The sequence below is a fragment of the Pseudomonas sp. Teo4 genome (genome assembly GCF_034387475.1).
Lineage (GTDB): Bacteria > Pseudomonadota > Gammaproteobacteria > Pseudomonadales > Pseudomonadaceae > Aquipseudomonas.
In genome coordinates, this window is record NZ_JAXCIL010000001.1 from 1,791,098 (window position 1) to 1,809,452 (window position 18,355).

Below are 18,355 nucleotides of genomic sequence, written 5' to 3' on the forward strand. Positions count from 1 at the left end.
GACGCCTCCATGGAATTCACCTTCACCGAAGAACAGTTGATGATCCGCGACAGCGCCGAGCGCTTTCTTGCCCAGGCCAGCGACACCCACGCGGTACGCGCGTCCATGAGCCGTGCCGATGAGTACGACCCCGAGCTGAGTCGGCGTATCGGCCAGGAATTGTTCTGGCCTGCGCTGATGGTCCCCGAGGCCCACGGCGGCATGGGCCTTGGCTTTGTCGAGCTGGCCGTGCTGCTGGAGCAGTGCGGGCGTTTTCTGCTTGGCTCGCCCCTGTTCGCCACCACCTGCCTGGCCACCCCGGCCCTGTTGCTGGCCGATAACCCTGCATTAAAGGAACACTGGCTGGGCGCAATCGGCAGCGGCGAAATCAACGCCACCCTCGCCTGTACCCTCGAGCCTGAGCAGATAGGCATTCAGGCCGAAGCCCACGCCAACGGTTTCCTGCTGAGCGGCGCCCACGCTCAAGTGATCGATGGCGCGCAAGCCGACCTGTTGCTGGTGGCCGCACGCAGCCCCGGCAGCGAGGGTGAACAAGGCATCAGCCTGTTCGCCCTGCCAGCCGACACACCAGGCCTGCTTCGCACCGCCCTGCCGACCCTCGACCAGACCCGCCGCCTGGCGCGCATCGAACTGCGCCACGTGCAAGCCAGCGAAGCGCAACTGCTTTGCACGGTCGGCCAGGGCTGGCCGTTGCTGCGTGATGCCCAGCGCATCGCCGCCATCGGCCTGGCCGCCGAGCAGCTTGGCGGTGCGCAGCAGGCACTGGACCTGACCCTGGCCTACATCAATGAGCGACGCCAGTTCGGCCGCCCGATCGCCAGTTTCCAGGCCATCAAGCACCGCTGCGCCGACATGATGCTGCAGGTCGAGTGCGCACGCTCGGCAGTGTGGTACGCCGCCTGCGTAGCCCGCGAGTACCTCGCCCCGCAAGGCGACCCGGCCGTGCGCAGCGAGTTGTTGGCCGCCACGGCCACTGCCAAGGCCCAGTGCAGCGAGGTCTTCTTCCACTGTGCGGCCGAGTCGATCCAACTGCACGGCGGCGTCGGCTTCACCTGGGAATACGACCCCCACCTTTATTTCAAACGCGCCAGGGCCAGCGAACAATTGCTCGGCACCCCGGCATGGCATCGTGAGCGCCTGGCGGCGCATGTGTTCGGAGAACAGGCATGAAAATCGGGTTCAGCAGTGCGGACGAAGCCTTCCGCCAGGAAATCGCCAGCTGGCTGGCGGCCCATCTGCAGGGCGAATTCGCGCCCCTGCGCTTTCGCGGTGGCCCAGGCGATGAGCACAGTTTCCCGGCAGAGCGCAAAGCCTGGGAGCGGGAGCTGGCCGCGGGTGGCTGGGTGGGCGTGGGCTGGCAACCCGAAGACGGCGGGCGCGGCCTGAGCATCAGCCAACAGGTGATTTTCCACGAAGAATACGCCAGGGCCGGCGGCCCCGGGCGCATGGGCCATATAGGCGAAGGCCTTGTCGGGCCGACGCTGGCAGCGTTCGGTACGCCCCAGCAACGCCAACGCTTGCTGCCGGGCATTCTCGAAGGCCGTGAGTTCTGGTGCCAGGGCTATTCCGAGCCAGGCGCAGGTTCGGACCTTGCCAACGTACAGACCCGTGCGCGCCTCGATGCCAAGGGTGAACACTGGTTGATCAGCGGCCAGAAAGTCTGGACCTCGCTGGCCCACGAAGCCGACTGGTGCTTCGTGCTGGCCCGCACCGAGCCGGGCAGTGTTGGCCACCAGGGGTTGTCGTTCCTGCTGGTGCCGATGGCCCAGGCACAGATCCGCGTGCAGCCCATCCAGCAACTGACCGGCACCAGCGAATTCAACGAAGTGTTCTTCGACCAGGCCGTGACCTCGGTGGACAACCTGGTCGGCCAGCCGGGCGATGGCTGGAAGATCGCCATGGCGCTACTCGGTTTCGAGCGCGGCGTGTCGACGCTGGGCCAGCAGATGCAGTTCCAGAATGAGCTGGATGAAGTGGTGCGCATCGCCAAGGCCAATGGTGCCTCACGCGACCCGCTGCTTCGCCAGCGCATCGCCCAGGCCTGGTCGGGGCTCAAGGTGTTGCGCTACAACTCTCTGCGCATGCTGTCCGGGCCGCAGGACGGCAGCCTGAGCCGCGAAGCGATGATCTACAAGCTGGCCTGGTCGACCTGGCATGCCGAGCTGGGCAAGCTGGCGATGGATGTGCTGGGGGATGCGGCCGAGGTGCTGGACGCGGCGCCGTACGGGCTGAGCCGGTTGCAATCGTTGTTTCTGTTTACCAGGTCGGACACGATTTACGGCGGGAGCAACGAGATTCAGCGCAATGTGATTGCCGAGCGGGCGCTGGGGATGCCGCGCGAGCCGAAAGTTCGTTAAGGCCCCTGTGGGAGCTGGCGAAGCCTGCGATCGAGGGCATCAGCCCTCGCATCTGCATACAGGGACTGCTTTGCAGTCCATCGCAGGCTTCGCCAGCTCCCACGGGCTTGAGGCAGATAGGGCCAGACCTGCTGGCCCGCAGAGCTCAGCGCACCCGAATTTTCGGGTCCCCGCCCCCGCCGCAACCCCGCCAGGAACCCTTCCAACGGCGCAGGCTCCGCTATCTGCGGCAACGCATCCTTGTCCGGCCGCTGGGCCCAGAACGCATCCCACGACGGGAACAACTCATGGAAGCTGCCGGCATAAGGCTCACGCCCCGGCCAGCGCATCTTCAGCCCGCCAATCGGCGGCTTGTTCAGGTCAGTGGCGTACCAGTAGCAGGGCAAGCGGCGACGAAGCACCAGCGCCCGTCGATCCGCTCGTAATCATCCCAGTACAGCATCTGCATGATCACCCACTCCGGCCCGGTTTCATGCTCGTTCTTCGAATACACCACCCCCGTGGCGTGGTCCGGGTCGCTGAACTCGATGATGTGCTGGCCCAGGTGGTGGGACGTGCCGTGAAACTGCTTGCGCATGGTTTCGTCCAGCCATGCTTTGAGGTGCGCGCGGCCGTATTTGTCGCGGCCCACCCGCACATCCTCGGCGAAGCAGTTGGCCATGGCGTCCATGTCGCGCATGTCCAGGGCCAGCGCGTACTTGCCGGCCAGCTGGCGGATCGCATCCAGCGATTCCAGGCGGTCGATGCGCTGCAGCAGCGAAGCATTGTCGGTGTTCATCATTCCAACACCGTGTACAGGTCCGAACCCCGCCCGCCGTCTACCGCCAGGCTCGCGCCGGTCACGTAGGATGCCTCGTCGCTGGCGAGGAACAGAATGGCGTTGGCCAGCTCCACGGGCAGGCCCACCCGGCGCATGGGAATGACCTTCTCGGTGTTGGCGCGGGCTTTGTCATCACTGAGCATGCCTGCGGTGGCGGGTGTGTCGACCACGCCCGGGATGATCACGTTGCAGCGGATGTTGTGCGCCGCCCCTTCACTGGCGGCGGCCCGGCTGAAGTTGATCACCGCCGCTTTGGCCGCCGAGTAGCCGGCCATCCAGGCGGTGCCGAACAGCCCGCAGATAGAGGCGATATTGACGATCGAGCCGCCTTTGCCCTGCATCAGTTGCATCGCTGTGCGGGTGCCCCAGAAGGTGCCGTCGACGGTGGTCGCGAAGTTGGCGTGCCAGTCGGCCGTGCTCATGCTGTCGATGCCACCCCAGGTGTAGGCCATGGCATTGTTCACCAGAATGTCCAGCTGGCCGTGGCGCTGCGCGGTGGCCTGCAGCGCGGCGACATAGGCCTGTTCGTCGCTGACATCGGCCACCGCCACTTCGGCGCGGCCACCCTCGGCCAGAATCCGCTCCTTGACCCCTTCCAGCGGCTGCGCCCGGCGCCCGCACAGCACCACCAGGGCGCCCTCTTCGGCGAAACGCAGCGCCGTCGCCTCACCAATCCCCGAACCTGCGCCGGTGACGAAGGCGACCTTATCCTGCAGTCGTTTGCTCATCAGCTGTTCTCCTGTCAGATGAAGGCCATGCCGCCGTTGACGGCGATGTTCTGGCCGGTGATGAAACTGGCATCGTCACTGGCCAGGAACACAGCCACGCGGGCGATCTCGTCGGTTTCGCACATGCGCCCCAGGGGCACGTTTTTCAGCAGCGCCTGCATGTGTTCGTCAGGGATGCCGGCCATCATCGGGGTGTTGGTCGGGCCGGGTACCAGGGTGTTTACGCGAATACCCTGCCCGGCCAGCTCGCGGGCGATCGAGCGGGTCAGGCCCATCACCGCGGCTTTCGACGCGCAGTAGTGGCTCGGCCCCTCACCGGTCAGCGCGGCGGTGCTCGACAGATTGATCAGCACGCCCTGGCGCTTGCCCTTGACCATCAACTTGGCGCCTTCGCGGCAGCACAGGAAGGTGCCGCCCAGGTTCACGCCAAGCACCCGCGCCCAGCTGTCGTCGGGCGTTTCCAGGAAGCTGTCGAGCGCACCGACGCCGGCATTGTTGACCACGATATCGAGGCCGCCGAAGCGCGCCTCGACCTGCCCCATGGCATCGGCCACGGACGCCGCGTCGGCCACGTTGCAGCCCAGCGCCAGCACCTGCTCGCCCAAATCATCCAGCCCTGCGGCCAACACGGCCTGGTTGAGATCCACCGCCACCACCTTCGCGCCCTCGGCGACGAAGCGGCGCACGATGGCCTGGCCCATGCCTTGCCCGGCACCGGTAACGAAAGCCACTTTGTTCTGCAGTTTCATTGCGTTCTCCTTGGTTGAAACCCGTGAGTACGCACCATCATTGGCCGCCAGCCGGTGGCGAACATCGTCCGATAGGACTAACGCCCCTGGTCTGAATGGACGATGTGAGGTTCGCCCGCACCGCACAGGATCCACTGGCGTGTGCCGGGCCGGCCTGGCTTTCCCCTTCAGGCGGCGTGATGGCCTGCCCGGCATGCAGCCTTCGATCCTGCCTACTGTGGAGAACCAGCATGAATCAACCTGTCGACCTGCCCTTGCCCACCGGGCACTACGCGACCCTGCCCAACGGCCTGCGCCTGCACTACCTGGACGAAGGCAGCGGCCCGGTGGTGCTGTGGCTGCACGGCAGCGGCCTGGCGCCAGCGGCTTCAGCAACTTCAAGGGCAACTACCCGGTGCTGGCGGCGGCCGGTTACCGCAACATCCTGCTCGACCTGCCGGGGTTTGGCCGCTCGGACAAGCCCGACGATGTGCGCTACGAACTGGACTTCTTCGTCGAATGCGTCGCGGCCCTGCTCGCCCAGATTGGCGTCACCCGCTGCACTATCCTGGGCAACTCGCTGGGTGGCGCGATTGCCCTGGGCCTGGCGCTGAAATACCCGCAACTGCCGGAGCGCCTGGTGCTGCTGGCACCCGGCGGCGTCGAAGAGCGCGAAACCTACTTCCAGATGCCTGGCATCGTGCGCATGGTCAGCCTGTTCAACGCCGGCCCCATTGGCCTTGAAGAAATGCGCAGCATGATGCGCCTGCAGCTGTTCGATGACTCGATCCTGCCGGAGGAGCTGCTGCTGGAGCGGGTGGCGGTAGCGGTGACGCAACCGAAGAACCTGTTCAGCACCATGATGGTGCCGAACATGCGCGCGCGGCTGGGTGAGATCGAGTGCCCGATTTTCGGTTTCTGGGGCAGCGATGACCACTTCAACCCGGTGAGCGGCGCCCAGTACATCATCGACGGCGCCCGCCAGGCGCGGTTCATCGTGCTCAACCGCTGCGGGCATTGGGTGCAGGTGGAACACCGTGAATTGTTCAACCGCAGCTGCCTGGATTTCCTGCAGCACGGTTGAGCACCAGGCCTCTTCGCGGGTAAACCCGCTCCCACAGTGGCAGGGTTACCCCTGTGGGAGTGACTGTCTTGTATTGCCTGTACCGGCCTCATCGCTGGCAAGCCAGCTCCCACAGGTACAGCGATAATCACAACCAACCCAAAAAGCCCAGCTCCCTCCCACAGGTACAGCGATGATTTCGAGGTCGGCGCGGTCCATGTGGGAGCCGGCTTGCCGGCGATAGGGCCAGCACAGCCAACCCAATGCCCAGCTCACCCCAGCCGGCTGGCTGTTCAACGCTGCATCTCCCGGCCGTCCCAGCACACAGGATGTGCCCCAGGCGTATACATCATCGCCACGCAACGGTTGCACGCCGTACAAATCGAATTGCGGCTTTGCCCGCGCGCCAGCTTGTTCACATAGTCGCTCTCGGCAATCAACACCCGCCCCATGGCCACCAGGTCAAAGCCCTCGGCCATCACCTGCTCGATGCTTGCCAGGCTCTTGGCCCCACCCAGGTACGCCAACGGCATCTTCACCGCCGCCCGCACCTTGCGCGCATGCTCCAGCAGGTACAGCTCACGAAACTCCACCACCGGGTCCATGCGCCGTTGTATCGCCATTGCCAGGGCAATCACCGGGTTCTTCTGTTGCACGCGGTTTTCCTTGGGGAAGGACGAGCCGAACATGGTGGTGATCGATTCAGCGTTCATCCCGGCACTGAGCACCAACAGGTGGGCGCCTTCCTGCTCCAGCATCTGGGCAATCCGGGCGCCGTCATCGGCACTGTTGCCGGCACGTACGCCCTCGGTGATGCTGTACTTGCAGATCACCGCCAGGTCCTTGCCCACGGCATCGAGCACCGCACGCAGCACCCGTCGCGGGAAGCGCAGGCGGTTTTCCAGGCTGCCGCCGTACTGGTCACGGCGCTTGTTGTACAACGGCGAAATGAACTGGCTGAGCAAGTAGCCATGGCCCATGTGGATCTCCACCGCGTCGAAACCCGCTTCCCGGGCCAGGCGCGCACCTTGGGCGAAATCACGCACTACCTGCTGCATGTCGGCTTCGTTCATTGCCTGTTTGCGGAACATGCCGCTCATCATGCCGATCTTGTTGAAGCCGCCACTGGCCGACAGCGGCCGTGGCGTGGAGCGCTCGCGGATGAAGGTGAAGCAGCCACCGTGGGTGATCTGCGCGCTGGCCAGGCCGCCCTCACGGTGCACGGCGTCGGTCAGGGCCTTGAAGTGCGGCAGGCTCTCGCGCTCCAGAATCAGTTGATTGGGCAGCGTACGCCCGTCACGGCTGACCGCGCAGTAGGCCACGGTGGTCAGCGCCACGCCGCCGGCCGCCAGGTTGGCGTGCAGCTGGGCCAGTTGCCGAGAAGGCACGCCCTGGGTGCTCATGCCTTCGTTGGTGGCGGCTTTGATAAAACGGTTCTTGAGCGTCAGCGGGCCGATGTGCAGCGGGCTGAATGGGGATGGAGGCGTGTTCGGGTTCATGGCAGGCCGTGTCCTCGATTATTGTTCGAAAAACCCGGCCAGCCCCACCGCTGGCAGGCCTTGGCCGGGAAAGGGATGAAACTCAGAAGGTGTACTTGGCGTTGAACGACACGTAATCGCGGTCCGCCAGCAGGCGGCCCTGGGCGACATCTGGCGAACTGAGGTAGGCCACATAGGTCAGGCCCACCTGGAAGTTGCCCAGGTACTTGAAGTCGCCGCCCACGGTCAGGCGTTTTTCATCGCGCCCCAGGCCCTGGTAGGCGCTGCCGTCGACGTTCTGCTGCCACACCACCTTGGTGGTCAGGTCCAGGCCGTTGGCGATGGACGGGTAATCCATGTAGGCGCCCACGCCCAGCAGGGTCGAGCCGCGGGTCTGGGTGTCGGACTCGAACTCGTCGAAACGGCCGTCCACTCCGGCGCCACCGCCAGTGACCACCAGGGTGTCGACGCCGGCGATGTGCTGATGCACCACCTCGCCCATGAACGTGGTCTGCTGAGCCAGGAAGCTCGGGCCCAGGATGTACGAGGCGTTGAGGTTGCCTTGCCAGATCTGCCCGGTGGTGGGTGCACCGTTGTTGAGGTAGACCGAGGCACCGTCGCGGTAGCTCAGGTCGCCGGCATACTGCACCGCATCGCCGATCTTGGAGCTGAAGCTGACCCCGGTCAGCTCGACATCCTCGAAGTAGCCCATGCGGTAAGACGGCGCAACGCTGGTGTTGGAACGCTGGCTGACCCGCGAATTCGACGAGTACTGGGTCTGCCCGGTGAAGTCGAAGAACAGTGAACCAACCCGCTCGTGGTAGCGGTAGTGGAACAGGCCGACCTCGGTGTTTTCGGTGATGCGATAGCGCACACCCATGCCCCACTGGCCGCTGTCCCGGGTTTGACCTCGCCGGCATAGTTGACGCCGGTAAAGCTCTTGTCCGGCAGGCTTTCGATCACCCCGGCGTTGAGGCGGAAGAACTCCGCCCCCGGGCCAAAGGTATCGCTGCCGAAGTAGTCGCCCACCGGGTTGAGCTGGGTCTTCTCCCATTCGTACTGGTAGAAGCCCACCAGCGCCAGGTCTTCGTTCAACGACCAGGACGCCGACACCTGCCCCACCGGCAGGTAGGCATCCTTGGCTTCGGTGCCGGGCACGTTGAACTTGGTGGCGTCCACCGGGGCCTGGCCCTGGCTGATGTTCGCCCAGAACAGGCTCTCGCCCCAGGCCACCAGGTGGCGGCCGGCCTTGAGCGACAGATACTGGGTGTCGCCCAGCTGGTAGTTGCCATACACATAGGCGTCCAGCAGCCGCGCCCTGCTGCCGCTCAGGCGCCGGGTGTCCTCGACGAAGCCATCGCTGCGGCCAACCTTGTTCACCGTCTGCGGCGAGTCGTTGTCGTTGCGCTGGTGGTAGACGTCATCGTAGAAATGGCTGCCGCGCAGCACCGCGCCGACGTTGTCGTGGCGCAGGCGCAATTCGCCGAACAGGCTGACCCGGTTGGTGATCAGCGAGCCGCGCTTGAAGTTGCGCGTGCCGTCGTCATTGTTGATGTCGTTGAGGTACTGGTTCGCCTGCTTGGCGGTGCGCATCGAGGCGGTGTAGTTGACCGTCAACGACGACTCCAGGGTGGTGTCCTCGCCCAGCTCCAGGGTTGGCCCGGCACTGGCCGCGCCACTGGCCAGGCCAATGGCCACGGCCAGCCAGCTGCGCCCCCAAAACCCTTGGCTGCCCCGTGCGCCAACCGGTTCGACATAGACATGCTGCTCTCCTTTGTTGTTATTGTTGCGGTGTGCCCAGGCAGACTGGAACACCGCGTACCGGCGCACATCGTCCGTTTGGTGAAACCGCCAAGGCTCTCTCAGGCCTGGGCCACCGCCGCTCGCAGGTCGTTCTTGGCCACTTTGTTCGAAGGGTTCAACGGCAGCGCGCTGAAGAACCGCACCTGGCGCGGCACCTTGTAGTTGGCCATGCGCTCACGGCTCCAGCCGATCAGCTCCTGCTCGTTAAGCTGACGCCCGTCGCGCAGCACCACACAGGCGCAGCCCACCTCCCCCATGCGCGCATCGGCCACGCCGATCACCGCCACCTGGGCGATGGCCGGGTGGGCCAGCAGCGCCGCCTCGATCTCGGCGGGGTAACAGTTGAAACCGCCGACGATGTACATGTCCTTCAGGCGGTCGGTGATGGCCAGGTTGCCGTCCGCATCCAGACGCCCGACATCACCGGTGTGCAGCCAACCCTCGGCATCGATGGCCTCGGCGGTGGCGGCCGGGTCCTGGAAGTAGCCCTGCATGATGTGGAAGCCGCGCAGGCAGATTTCCCCGGTCTGGCCCTGGGGCAGGCTTTGGTTGTCGGGGTCGCGAATACTCACTTCGGTGCCCGGCAATGGCCGGCCACTGGTGCTGGCGATCACCTCGGCCGACGCCCGTGGGTCGCACAAGGTCGCCAGGCCGCCGCATTCGGTCAGGCCGTAGGCGGTGGTCACCACGCTGAAGCCCAGCTCGTTGCGCATGCGCTCGATCAGGCTCGGCGGAATGCTGGCCGAGCCGGTGACGGCAACGCGCAGGCTCGACAGGTCGGTTTCGGCCAGCCGTGGGTGGGCCAGCAACGACAGGTACAAGGTTGGTGCACCCGGCAACACGGTCACCCGCTCACGGGCAATGCGCTGGAACACCACCTCGGCATCGAACACGGCATGGGGCAGGATGGTCGCCCCGGCGATCAGGCAGGTCAGCCAGCCGGCCTTGTAGCCGAAGGCGTGGAAGAACGGGTTGACGATCAGGTAACGGTCACCCGGGCCCAGGCCCAGCACCCGCACGTACTCGCCGAAGGCGCGAAGGTTCTGGCCGTGGGCACTCATCACGCCCTTGGGCTTGCCGGTGGTGCCCGAAGTGAACAGCAGGTCACAGACCGCTTCGGGCGCGATGCACAAGGCGCGGCGCTGGGCGGTAAGTTTCTCGATGGTCGCGGCGCCGACCAGGAACTGCGTGTAGCTCAGGTCTTGGCCAGGCAGTGCCTGATCGCAACCGAACACCACCTGGTGCTCCAGAGTCGAGGGACGGTGGGGCGCCAGCAACGCGGGGTAGTCGACGTCCAGGAAACGCTGCTGCACGAATAGCACCCGGCAGCAGCTGCGGGCCAGTACATCGGCCGCCTCGACGCCCTTCATGCGGGTGTTGATCGGCACCAGCACCGCACCGGCACAGTGGATACCCAAGGCGGCGAGAATCCACTCGCGGCTGTTGGGCGCCCACACGCCGACCCGGTCGCCTGGCTGGATTCCAAGGGCCATGAGGCCTCGGGTGACCTGCAAGGCCCGCTCGGGCAGGTCGGCGTAATCCAGACGTTCGCCGTTTTCCTCGATGGCGGTGTGGCCGGCGAAGCGCTGTGCGCTGTCGAACAGCAGGCGGGCAATGCTGGTATGGGTTGGCGTCTGGTTCAGGCTTTGTTTCATGTAGGGTTCGCTCATCGGCGTCACTCCGGAAAGCGGATACGCAGGTGGGGGCTGGTCGGCACGGCCTGGCAGGCCAGGATCCAGCCTTCGGCCAGTTCGTCGGCATCCAGGGCATCGTTGTGCAGCAACTCGACGTCCCCGCTTTCAAGGGTGCACATGCACGAGGCGCATCCCCCTACCCGGCAGGCACTCGGCGGGTTGAGGCCGGCGCGCTGCATGGCGTCGAGCAAGGTTTCGCCGCTGTCGCAGGCCAGGGTGTGCTCCTCGCCATCCAGGCGCACCGCCAGTTGCGCGGCCACGGCGGCGTCGCTGTGGGTGACCGGCAACGCTTCGCCCTCGCCAGGCAGCGACACGAAGCGTTCCACATGCACCCGCGCAGGCGGCATGCCGAGGCTCTTCAGTGCCTCGACCGCAGCATCCATGAACGGCCCCGGCCCGCAGATGAAGGCCTGGGCATCGATGAACGGCCGCGCCAGCTCGGCCAGCTGGCCCACCGCCGGAATACCCTGCAGCGAGTCGAGCCAGTGCACCACCTGCAGGCGTTGCGGGTGCACCGTGGCCAGCTGGCGCAGCTCATCGCGGAAAATCACCGACTGCTCGTCGCGGTTGGCGTAGATCAACAGGATGCGCCCCTGCCCGGCCAGCAGCGCCGAACGCAGAATCGACAGCACCGGCGTGATGCCGCTGCCGCCACCGAACAGCAGCAAATCGCCCTGCAGGTCGCGGGGCACGAATACCCCAGCCGGGGGCATCACCTCCAGGGTCTGGCCCTCCTGCAGCGTTTCGCACAACCAGTTTGAGGCGCGCCCGTCGCGTACCCGCTTGATGGTGACCCGCAGCGGTTCATCCAGCAGCGGCGTGCTCGACAGCGAATAGCAGCGTGGCAGCCAGCCGCCGTCGAACGGCACGCGCAAGGTCAAAAACTGCCCCGGCTGGTAGCGAAAGCGCTCGCTGAGCGCCTCCGGCACGTCGAACACCAGGGAGCGGGCATCGGCGGTCTCTTCGACCACCCGCGCCACGCGCAAGGCTAGGTAGTCGGTCATACGAATGGGTCCGGGTTGGGCAGGCCCAGCTGCACCGCGCCGAAGCTGCGTCCGTAGTGAAGTTGTTGGCGATATGCCCACGCGCCTGATGCAGGTCGCGGAACAGCCGTGCCACCGGGTTGGTGCTGTAAAGCCCGAGGCTGCCATGCTGCGCAGCAAGTCGCTGACCCGCTCGGCACAGATGTTGGTGACGTACGAGGACTGGTAGCGGTACAGCAGGCGCGTCTCGGTGTCGGGGTATTCGCCGGCACGGGCCAGGGTCATGAGGTGTTCGTAGTTGCGTTCGAGCACCAGTTTCAGGCAGTCGACAGTGATCACGGCCTCGGCCACGGCGGTTTGCGCGACTGGGTCATCGGCCGTGCGCGCGCCATGCTTGCCGATGTGTTGGGCGGCGTTCTCGCGGAAAGTGTTGATCGCCCCTTGCAAGGCGCCGATGGCCGAGGTCGATACCGCACGGGAAAACACCTGGGCAAACGGAATCGCGTAGATCGGGTTGGTGTTCACCAGCCGCCCCGGGGTGGCTTCGATCTGCCAGTTGTTGGTGCGCTGCACGCGGTGAGCCGGCACGAAGGCGTCTTCGACCACGATGTCATGACTGCCGGTGCCGCGCAGGCCCAGCACGTCCCAGTTGTGTTCGATGCGGTAGTCGGCGCGCGGCAGCAGGAAGGTGCCGTGTTCGCTGGCGAAGTCGCCGTCGGCCGGCAGGATGCCGCCCAGCAGCACCCATTGGCAGTGCTCGCTGCCGCTGGAGAAGCCCCAACGCCCGCTGATGCGATAGCCGCCGGGCACCACGGTGACCTTGGCCGACGGCATGTAGGTGGAAGAGATCAGCGCATTGTGGTCCTGCTCCCAGACCTCGCGCTGGGCCTCGACCGGGTAGCGCGCCACCTGCCAGGGGTGCACACCCATCACGCCATACACCCAGGCGGTGGACATGCAGCCCTCGGCGAGGATCATCTGGATTTCAAAGAAGGTTCGCGGGTCGACCTCGTAACCGCCGAAAGCGCGGGGTTGCAGGGCACGCAGCAAACCTGTCGATTGCAATTCCTCGATGGTCTGGTCGGGGATCCGCTGGTCACGGTCGGCCTGCGCCGTGCGTGTCTTGAGCAGCGGCACCAGGCGCCGCGCACGTTCGATCAGTTCGAGTTCTTCCTGGGTCTTTTCTCGCAAGCTGTGCATCACTCATCTCTCCCGATCTCGCTGCGCCACTGCGCGAGTTGAGGTCGATGATCGGGTTGGGCGAGGCGGGATTCATCGTCAAAGCGGACTAGGGGGTGGTAGGTAGCCTTGGCGAGACCCTGGAGGAGATTACCGAGCCCTTTCCGGGCTGCGCTGTCGCGCAAAGAACAGTGGCCACTGTGGGAGCGGGCGTGACCACGAAAAGGCCTGTGCAGGTGCTGAAAATGCAGACTGCCCCCATCAGTGCTGGGTATCCCACGCTGAACTACGTGAACAAGTAACTGGCCTCAGCCAACAGCTTCTTTTTTCATATGGATTTTCGTCAGCCTTGTCTCACGTCCATAGCCTCGATGGAAGTAGTAGATGGAACGTCAACAGTTGGTAAAACGCTAGCAGGAAGTTGATCGTAATCAGGAGGTGGCTCGTAAGCAGGAGGTAGACCGTTACCACTAACTTCCGGAATTCTTCCATTACGATTAAATACGTTCATTTGCATAGACCGGGAACGACTTGCGGCCTGCGAGCTGGGGCCAAAATTCCGGCCACCTTGGGCCATCGCCGATCTTCGTTGATGTGCACCACTTTGCAGCCAGAACGAGAGACTTCGTGAGTCTAGACTTGGAAGTTGAGGAAGTAAATACGATCGCCGTGCAGCGCGTAAAAATAACAAACCACCGCTTCCCAAAAATGCACCTGCTAAACCTGTAGCTAGCGAAGCTGCGGAGACTAAAGCAAATAAAGCTACGCCGCTCTCCTTCTTTGCTGCCTTGAATGCAACTGCTGCTGCCCCTGCTGCCGCGGCTCCTACTCCCGTGAACAATAGCCCAATCCGGAATAAGGGTACTTGTCCCGTGGGATCAATTCTATTTACCGGGTCCCCGAACAGTACGCATAAGCGTTCAAGCCACCCTTCTCAAACGGGCTTAGATTATCTGGGCTACAGAACCTCTTGAGCGTGGGGCTAAACAGGCGATAACCATTGCCCAGCAAGTAACCGCCGGTTATCGTGTCTAGCTGCTCACCGTTGAACGCGAAGGGGTTATACGATTCGTTCTGGTCTGGGCGTCGGCCATAGGGGGTATAAGCGAACTGCGCCTTGCTGTCATGTCCAAGTTCGCTTATGACGGTGTTGGAATCGTTCACCGTCATGATCGAACGCGATACTTGCGCACCCGATGTGAACTGCGCCAACAGGTTACCCTTACACTGAAAAACAGACCGTGTCACAGATCCATCAAGTACGGTGGAAACACGGCTGTGCTGGTAGAAGTGGCGTGAGCTTTTTGCAACGACCATGGGGCCTCCGAGGGTTCAATGGGGCAAAGAGAAATGCATCTCTGTGGTGCCACTATCTGAGGTGGCCCGGCTGGGCACACTATGCAATGTCTTGGAGACACTCAGCTACTGGCAGAAATACCAGTTATTCACTGATCAAATTTCGCCAAACCGCGCTAGTCCATTAAGACGATGCCAACCCCGCCCACCCAGCGATAGTCGGCAGCATCCCCATCCCTGAGGAAGCACAGCCATGAGTATCCTGCAGCGATTCCGTATCGACGGCAGCGTTGCCATCGTCACCGGCAGTGGCCGTGGCATCGGCCGCGCCATCGCCCTGGCCTATGCCGAAGCCGGCGCCGATGTCGTCTGCGCCGCCCGTTCGCTGGACGATGTCCAGGCGGTGGCCGAAGAAGTCCGGGCCATGGGCCGCAATGCCCTGGCCTTTGCCTGCGACGTCAACGACAGCGAACAGCGCCAGGCGCTGGTCCGCCACAGCCACGAACACCTGGGCCGCATCACCCACCTGGTCAACAATGTCGGCGGTGGCGGCCCCAACGACCCGCTTAGCCTCAGCCCTGAGCAGTTCGACGAGGTGCTGCGTTTCAACGTCTCCAGCGCCTATGCCTTCTGCCAGCTGTGCGTGCCACTGATGCGCGAGGCCGGTGGCGGCAACATCGTCAACATCAGCTCAGTAGCGGCGCGTTACTCGCAGCGCCATTTCAGCGCCTACGGCACCGCCAAGGCCGGGCTCAGCCACCTGACCCGCCTGCTGGCCCAGGACTTCGCGCCGCAGGTGCGGGTCAACGCCGTCGCCCCCGGCCCGACGCTTACCGCCGCGTTGCAGGGCGTGATGCCGGCCGCGATGCGCCAGAGCATGGAAGCCAACACCCCGCTCAAGTGCCTGGGCAGCCCCGAAGACATTGCCGCCGCCGCCCTGTACCTGGCCAGCCCCGCCTCCGCCTGGGTCACCGGCAAGATCATCGACGTCGACGGCGGCGCCGATTCCAGCGTCTGGGTCGGCTGACACCTTTCTCAGGCCGGCGCTCACCACGCTCTAGCCGGCCTTTTTATTCCCTACTGCAGAGAGCCCCGTCATGGACGCCCATCTGATCACAGCGCTCGGTGACGAGCTGTTCAACGCCCTTCGTGGTCGCCAGACCCTGTCACCGCTGACCCGCCGCTACCCGGCCATCACTCTCGACCAGGCCTACCGCATCTCGCTGGCCTTCCTGCAGCGCCGCGAGGCACTGGGTGAGCGAGTGATCGGCAAGAAGATCGGCGTAACCAGCCGCGCCGTGCAGGAAATGCTCGATGTCCACCAACCGGATTTCGGTTTTCTGACCGACGCCATGCAGGTCGAGGACGGCAGCGACGTCAGCCTCTCGGCCCACCAGCTCATCCAACCCCGTGCCGAGGGTGAAATCGCCTTCGTGCTGGGCGAAGACCTGCACGGCCCCGGCATCAGCGCCGACGACGTGCTGGCCGCGACCGAGTGGGTGATGCCCTGCTTCGAGATCGTCGATTCACGCATCGACGCCTGGCAGATCCGCATCCAGGACACCGTGGCCGACAACGCCTCCTGCGGCGTGTTCGCCTTGGGTACGCAACGCGTCGACCCACGTTCGCTGGACCTGGCCCGGGTCGAGATGCAACTGCTCAAGAACGGCCAGCCGGCCGGCAGCGGCCTGGGTTCGGCGGTCCAGGGCCACCCCTGCGCAGCGGTGGCCTGGCTGGCCAACACCCTCGGCGAGCTGGGTATCCCGTTCCGCCGTGGCGAAATCATCCTCTCCGGCGCCCTGGCCCCCTGGTGCCGGTAGCCGCTGGCGACCGAATCAGCCTGAGCATGAGCGGGCTAGGCCAGTCCAGCCTGCGCTTCGTGCCCTGACCCCTTCCCCTGGAGCCTTAGACATGAGCAACAAGATCCGCTGTGCGTTGATCGGGCCGGGCAACATCGGCACCGACCTTTTGTACAAACTAAAACGCAGCGAGGTGCTGGAACCGGTGTGGATGGTCGGCATCGACGCCAGCTCCGAAGGCCTGGCGCGGGCCCGCGAATTGGGCCTGAAAACCACCGCCGAAGGCGTCGACGGGTTGCTGGCGCATGTGCTTGAAGACCGTATCCAGATCGCCTTCGACGCCACCTCTGCCTATGTGCACGCCGAGAACTCACGCAAGCTCAATGCCCTGGGCGTGCTGATGATCGACCTCACCCCGGCGGCCATCGGCCCCTACTGCGTACCACCGGTCAACCTCAAGGCCAACCTGGGCCTGGGCGTGATGAACGTCAACATGGTCACCTGCGGCGGCCAGGCGACCATCCCGCTGGTGGCCGCGGTGTCCAGCGTGCAGCCGGTGGAGTACGCCGAAATCATCGCCACCGCCGCGTCGAAATCGGTCGGTCCTGGCACGCGCAAGAACATCGACGAATTCACCCGCACCACCGCCGGCGCGGTGGAACAGGTGGGCGGCGCCCGCCGTGGCAAGGCGATCATCATCATCAACCCGGCCGAGCCGCCGCTGATCATGCGCGACACCGTGCACTGCCTGACCGAAGGCACCCCCGACCAGCCGGCCATCCGCGCCGCGATCGACGCCATGATCGCGCAGGTACAGCGCTATGTGCCGGGTTACCGACTGGTCAACGGCCCGGTGTTCGACGGCAACCGGGTATCGATTTTCATGGAAGTCGAAGGCCTGGGCGACTACCTGCCGCGCTACGCCGGCAACCTCGACATCATGACCGCCGCCGCGGCGCGCACCGCCGAACTGTTCGCCGAGGAAATCCTCAAGGGCGAACTGGTGCTGCGCCCTGCCCCTAACGCACTGGCCTAAGGAGCCGACCATGGACCTCACTGGCAAACGCATCACCGTACACGACATGTGCCTGCGCGACGGCATGCACCCCAAGCGCCACCAGATCAGCCTGGATGAAATGCAGCGCATCGCCTGTGGCCTCGACGCCGCCGGCGTGCCGCTGATCGAGGTGACCCACGGCGATGGCCTGGGTGGCAGCTCGGTGAACTACGGTTTTCCAGCACACAGTGACGAAGAATACCTGTCGGCGGTGATTCCGCTGATGAAGCAGGCCAAGGTGTCGGCGCTGCTGCTGCCGGGCATCGGCACCGTCGAGCACCTGAAAATGGCCCATGAACTGGGCGTCAGCACCTTGCGCGTGGCCACCCACTGCACCGAGGCCGATGTCAGCGAGCAGCATATCGCCTATGCCCGCCACCTAGGCATGGACACCGTCGGCTTCCTGATGATGGCGCACATGAACAGCCCCGAAGGGTTGGTTACCCAGGGCAAGTTGATGGAAAGCTTCGGTGCCAACTGCATCTACCTGACCGACTCGGCCGGCTACCTGCTGCCCCACCAGGTCAGCGAACGCGTTGCGGCCATGCGTGCTGCGCTGCGGCCAGAGACAGAAATCGGCTTCCATGGGCACCACAACCTGTCGATGGGCGTGGCCAACTCGATTGCCGCCATTGCCGCCGGTGCCAGCCGCATCGACGCTGCCTGCGCGGGCCTGGGCGCCGGGGCGGGGAATACGCCGATGGAGGTGCTGGTGGCGGTGTGCAAGCGCATGGGCATCGAAACCGGGGTGGATGTGTTCGGCATCCAGGATGTCGCCGAAGACCTGGTGGTGCCAATCATGGACTTCCCCATCCGTAGCGACCGCGATGCGCTGACCATGGGCTACGCCGGGGTTTACGGGTCGTTCCTGCTGTTTGCCAAGCGCGCCGAGCAAAAGTATGGCGTGTCGGCGCGGGAGATTCTGGTGGAGATGGGCCGACGCGGGATGGTCGGCGGCCAGGAAGACATGATCGAAGACACCGCGATGACCCTGGCGCGCCTGCGCGCCTGACTGAAGGGCCTGTCGCCAGCTGCATGTGGGAGAGGTTGATTCAAACCTGCATTTTTATTGGGCTTGCCACACCATTTTCGGTGCTTTGCAGATCGAGCGCCGCCCGCGCGGCGCATCGCGAGCAAGGCTCGCTCCTACGTTTGTTTCGGGCCAGTTAGGCCTGTGGGATTTGCGCGCGAACGCCTTGGCGCATGGCTTGATATCGAGTCGTACACACAAGGCGGTCGCGCGCGCCTCCACAGGCGTTATTGGCCGTAAACAAACGTAGGAGCGAGCCTTGCTCGCGATGCGCGCGCGGGCGGCGCTCGATATACGCATCACCTACAAACCCAGGACAGGCACTTCGAAGCCCCTCCCA

12 protein-coding genes and 5 pseudogenes are annotated in these 18,355 nt (G+C 64.6%); 7 read left to right on the plus strand and 10 right to left on the minus strand.

From position 1 onward, the window contains the following. The first annotated feature begins 9 nt into the window (after positions 1-9). Together PspTeo4_RS08245 and PspTeo4_RS08250 are read left to right on the plus strand one after the other, a co-directional pair. On the plus strand, positions 10-1,170 hold the full coding sequence (locus tag PspTeo4_RS08245) for an acyl-CoA dehydrogenase family protein (RefSeq protein WP_322363201.1): 1,161 nt from the start codon (positions 10-12) through the stop codon (positions 1,168-1,170). Next, positions 1,167-2,357 carry an acyl-CoA dehydrogenase family protein gene (locus PspTeo4_RS08250; protein WP_322363202.1) on the plus strand — a complete coding sequence of 397 codons (1,191 nt, stop codon included), beginning with the start codon at positions 1,167-1,169 and terminating at the stop codon, positions 2,355-2,357. Before PspTeo4_RS08245 ends, PspTeo4_RS08250 begins: the two co-directional genes overlap by 4 nt. Before the next feature lie 145 nt (positions 2,358-2,502). Here the strand turns inward: PspTeo4_RS08250 and PspTeo4_RS08255 are convergent. From PspTeo4_RS08255 to PspTeo4_RS08265, 3 genes and pseudogenes are all read right to left on the minus strand, one after another. Continuing rightward, positions 2,503-3,135, minus strand: a pseudogene (locus PspTeo4_RS08255) (nuclear transport factor 2 family protein). Further along, positions 3,135-3,905, minus strand: coding sequence for an SDR family NAD(P)-dependent oxidoreductase (locus PspTeo4_RS08260; RefSeq protein WP_322363203.1), 771 nt, complete (start codon positions 3,903-3,905; stop codon positions 3,135-3,137). Before PspTeo4_RS08260 ends, PspTeo4_RS08255 begins: the two are co-directional and overlap by 1 nt. Before the next feature lie 14 nt (positions 3,906-3,919). Further along, positions 3,920-4,654 (minus strand): SDR family NAD(P)-dependent oxidoreductase, encoded by a 735-nt coding sequence (locus PspTeo4_RS08265; protein ID WP_322363204.1) that lies wholly within the window; start codon positions 4,652-4,654, stop codon positions 3,920-3,922. A 230-nt stretch (positions 4,655-4,884) separates the two neighbouring features. Here PspTeo4_RS08265 and PspTeo4_RS08270 point away from each other — a divergent pair. Further along, a pseudogene (locus PspTeo4_RS08270) lies at positions 4,885-5,717 on the plus strand (alpha/beta fold hydrolase). Positions 5,718-5,989: 272 nt separating this feature from the next. On the opposite strand, the gene PspTeo4_RS08275 reads toward PspTeo4_RS08270, so the two are convergent. From PspTeo4_RS08275 to PspTeo4_RS08300, 7 genes and pseudogenes are all read right to left on the minus strand, one after another. Beyond that, positions 5,990-7,195 carry an NADH:flavin oxidoreductase gene (locus PspTeo4_RS08275; protein ID WP_322363205.1) on the minus strand — a complete coding sequence of 402 codons (1,206 nt, stop codon included), beginning with the start codon at positions 7,193-7,195 and terminating at the stop codon, positions 5,990-5,992. Positions 7,196-7,277: 82 nt separating this feature from the next. Continuing rightward, complete coding sequence (locus tag PspTeo4_RS29820) at positions 7,278-8,228, minus strand: DUF1302 family protein (RefSeq protein WP_416196911.1); 951 nt, start codon at positions 8,226-8,228, stop codon at positions 7,278-7,280. Beyond that, positions 8,156-9,004 (minus strand): annotated as a pseudogene (locus PspTeo4_RS29825) (DUF1302 domain-containing protein); the annotation flags it as partial. The gene PspTeo4_RS29820 and the pseudogene PspTeo4_RS29825, both read right to left, overlap by 73 nt. Positions 9,005-9,036: 32 nt before the next feature. Continuing rightward, the gene (locus PspTeo4_RS08285) at positions 9,037-10,632 is read right to left on the minus strand and encodes a FadD3 family acyl-CoA ligase (protein WP_322364818.1); all 1,596 of its coding nucleotides are present in this window, start codon (positions 10,630-10,632) and stop codon (positions 9,037-9,039) included. A 20-nt stretch (positions 10,633-10,652) separates the two neighbouring features. Then, on the minus strand, positions 10,653-11,675 hold the full coding sequence (locus tag PspTeo4_RS08290; protein ID WP_322363206.1) for a ferredoxin--NADP reductase: 1,023 nt from the start codon (positions 11,673-11,675) through the stop codon (positions 10,653-10,655). Beyond that, positions 11,672-12,854: pseudogene (locus PspTeo4_RS08295) on the minus strand (acyl-CoA dehydrogenase family protein). The gene PspTeo4_RS08290 and the pseudogene PspTeo4_RS08295 overlap by 4 nt, the downstream one beginning before the upstream one ends. Positions 12,855-13,721: 867 nt before the next feature. Then, the gene (locus PspTeo4_RS08300; RefSeq protein ID WP_322363207.1) at positions 13,722-14,150 is read right to left on the minus strand and encodes an RHS repeat-associated core domain-containing protein; all 429 of its coding nucleotides are present in this window, start codon (positions 14,148-14,150) and stop codon (positions 13,722-13,724) included. A gap of 232 nt (positions 14,151-14,382) precedes the next feature. Here PspTeo4_RS08300 and PspTeo4_RS08305 point away from each other — a divergent pair, with 232 nt between their 5' ends. The 4 genes and pseudogenes from PspTeo4_RS08305 to dmpG all read left to right on the plus strand — a co-directional run bounded on the left by PspTeo4_RS08305 (position 14,383) and on the right by dmpG (position 17,997). After that, a complete protein-coding gene (locus PspTeo4_RS08305; protein ID WP_322363208.1) occupies positions 14,383-15,156 on the plus strand; it encodes a glucose 1-dehydrogenase in 774 nt (257 codons plus the stop codon). Positions 15,157-15,226: 70 nt separating this feature from the next. Further along, positions 15,227-16,017: pseudogene (locus PspTeo4_RS08310) on the plus strand (fumarylacetoacetate hydrolase family protein). 23 nt (positions 16,018-16,040) lie between these two features. After that, positions 16,041-16,964 (plus strand): acetaldehyde dehydrogenase (acetylating), encoded by a 924-nt coding sequence (locus PspTeo4_RS08315; protein ID WP_322363209.1) that lies wholly within the window; start codon positions 16,041-16,043, stop codon positions 16,962-16,964. A 10-nt stretch (positions 16,965-16,974) separates the two neighbouring features. Continuing rightward, positions 16,975-17,997, plus strand: a complete 1,023-nt coding sequence (dmpG, locus tag PspTeo4_RS08320) for a 4-hydroxy-2-oxovalerate aldolase (protein ID WP_322363210.1) — start codon at positions 16,975-16,977, stop codon at positions 17,995-17,997. Positions 17,998-18,355: the final 358 nt, after the last annotated feature.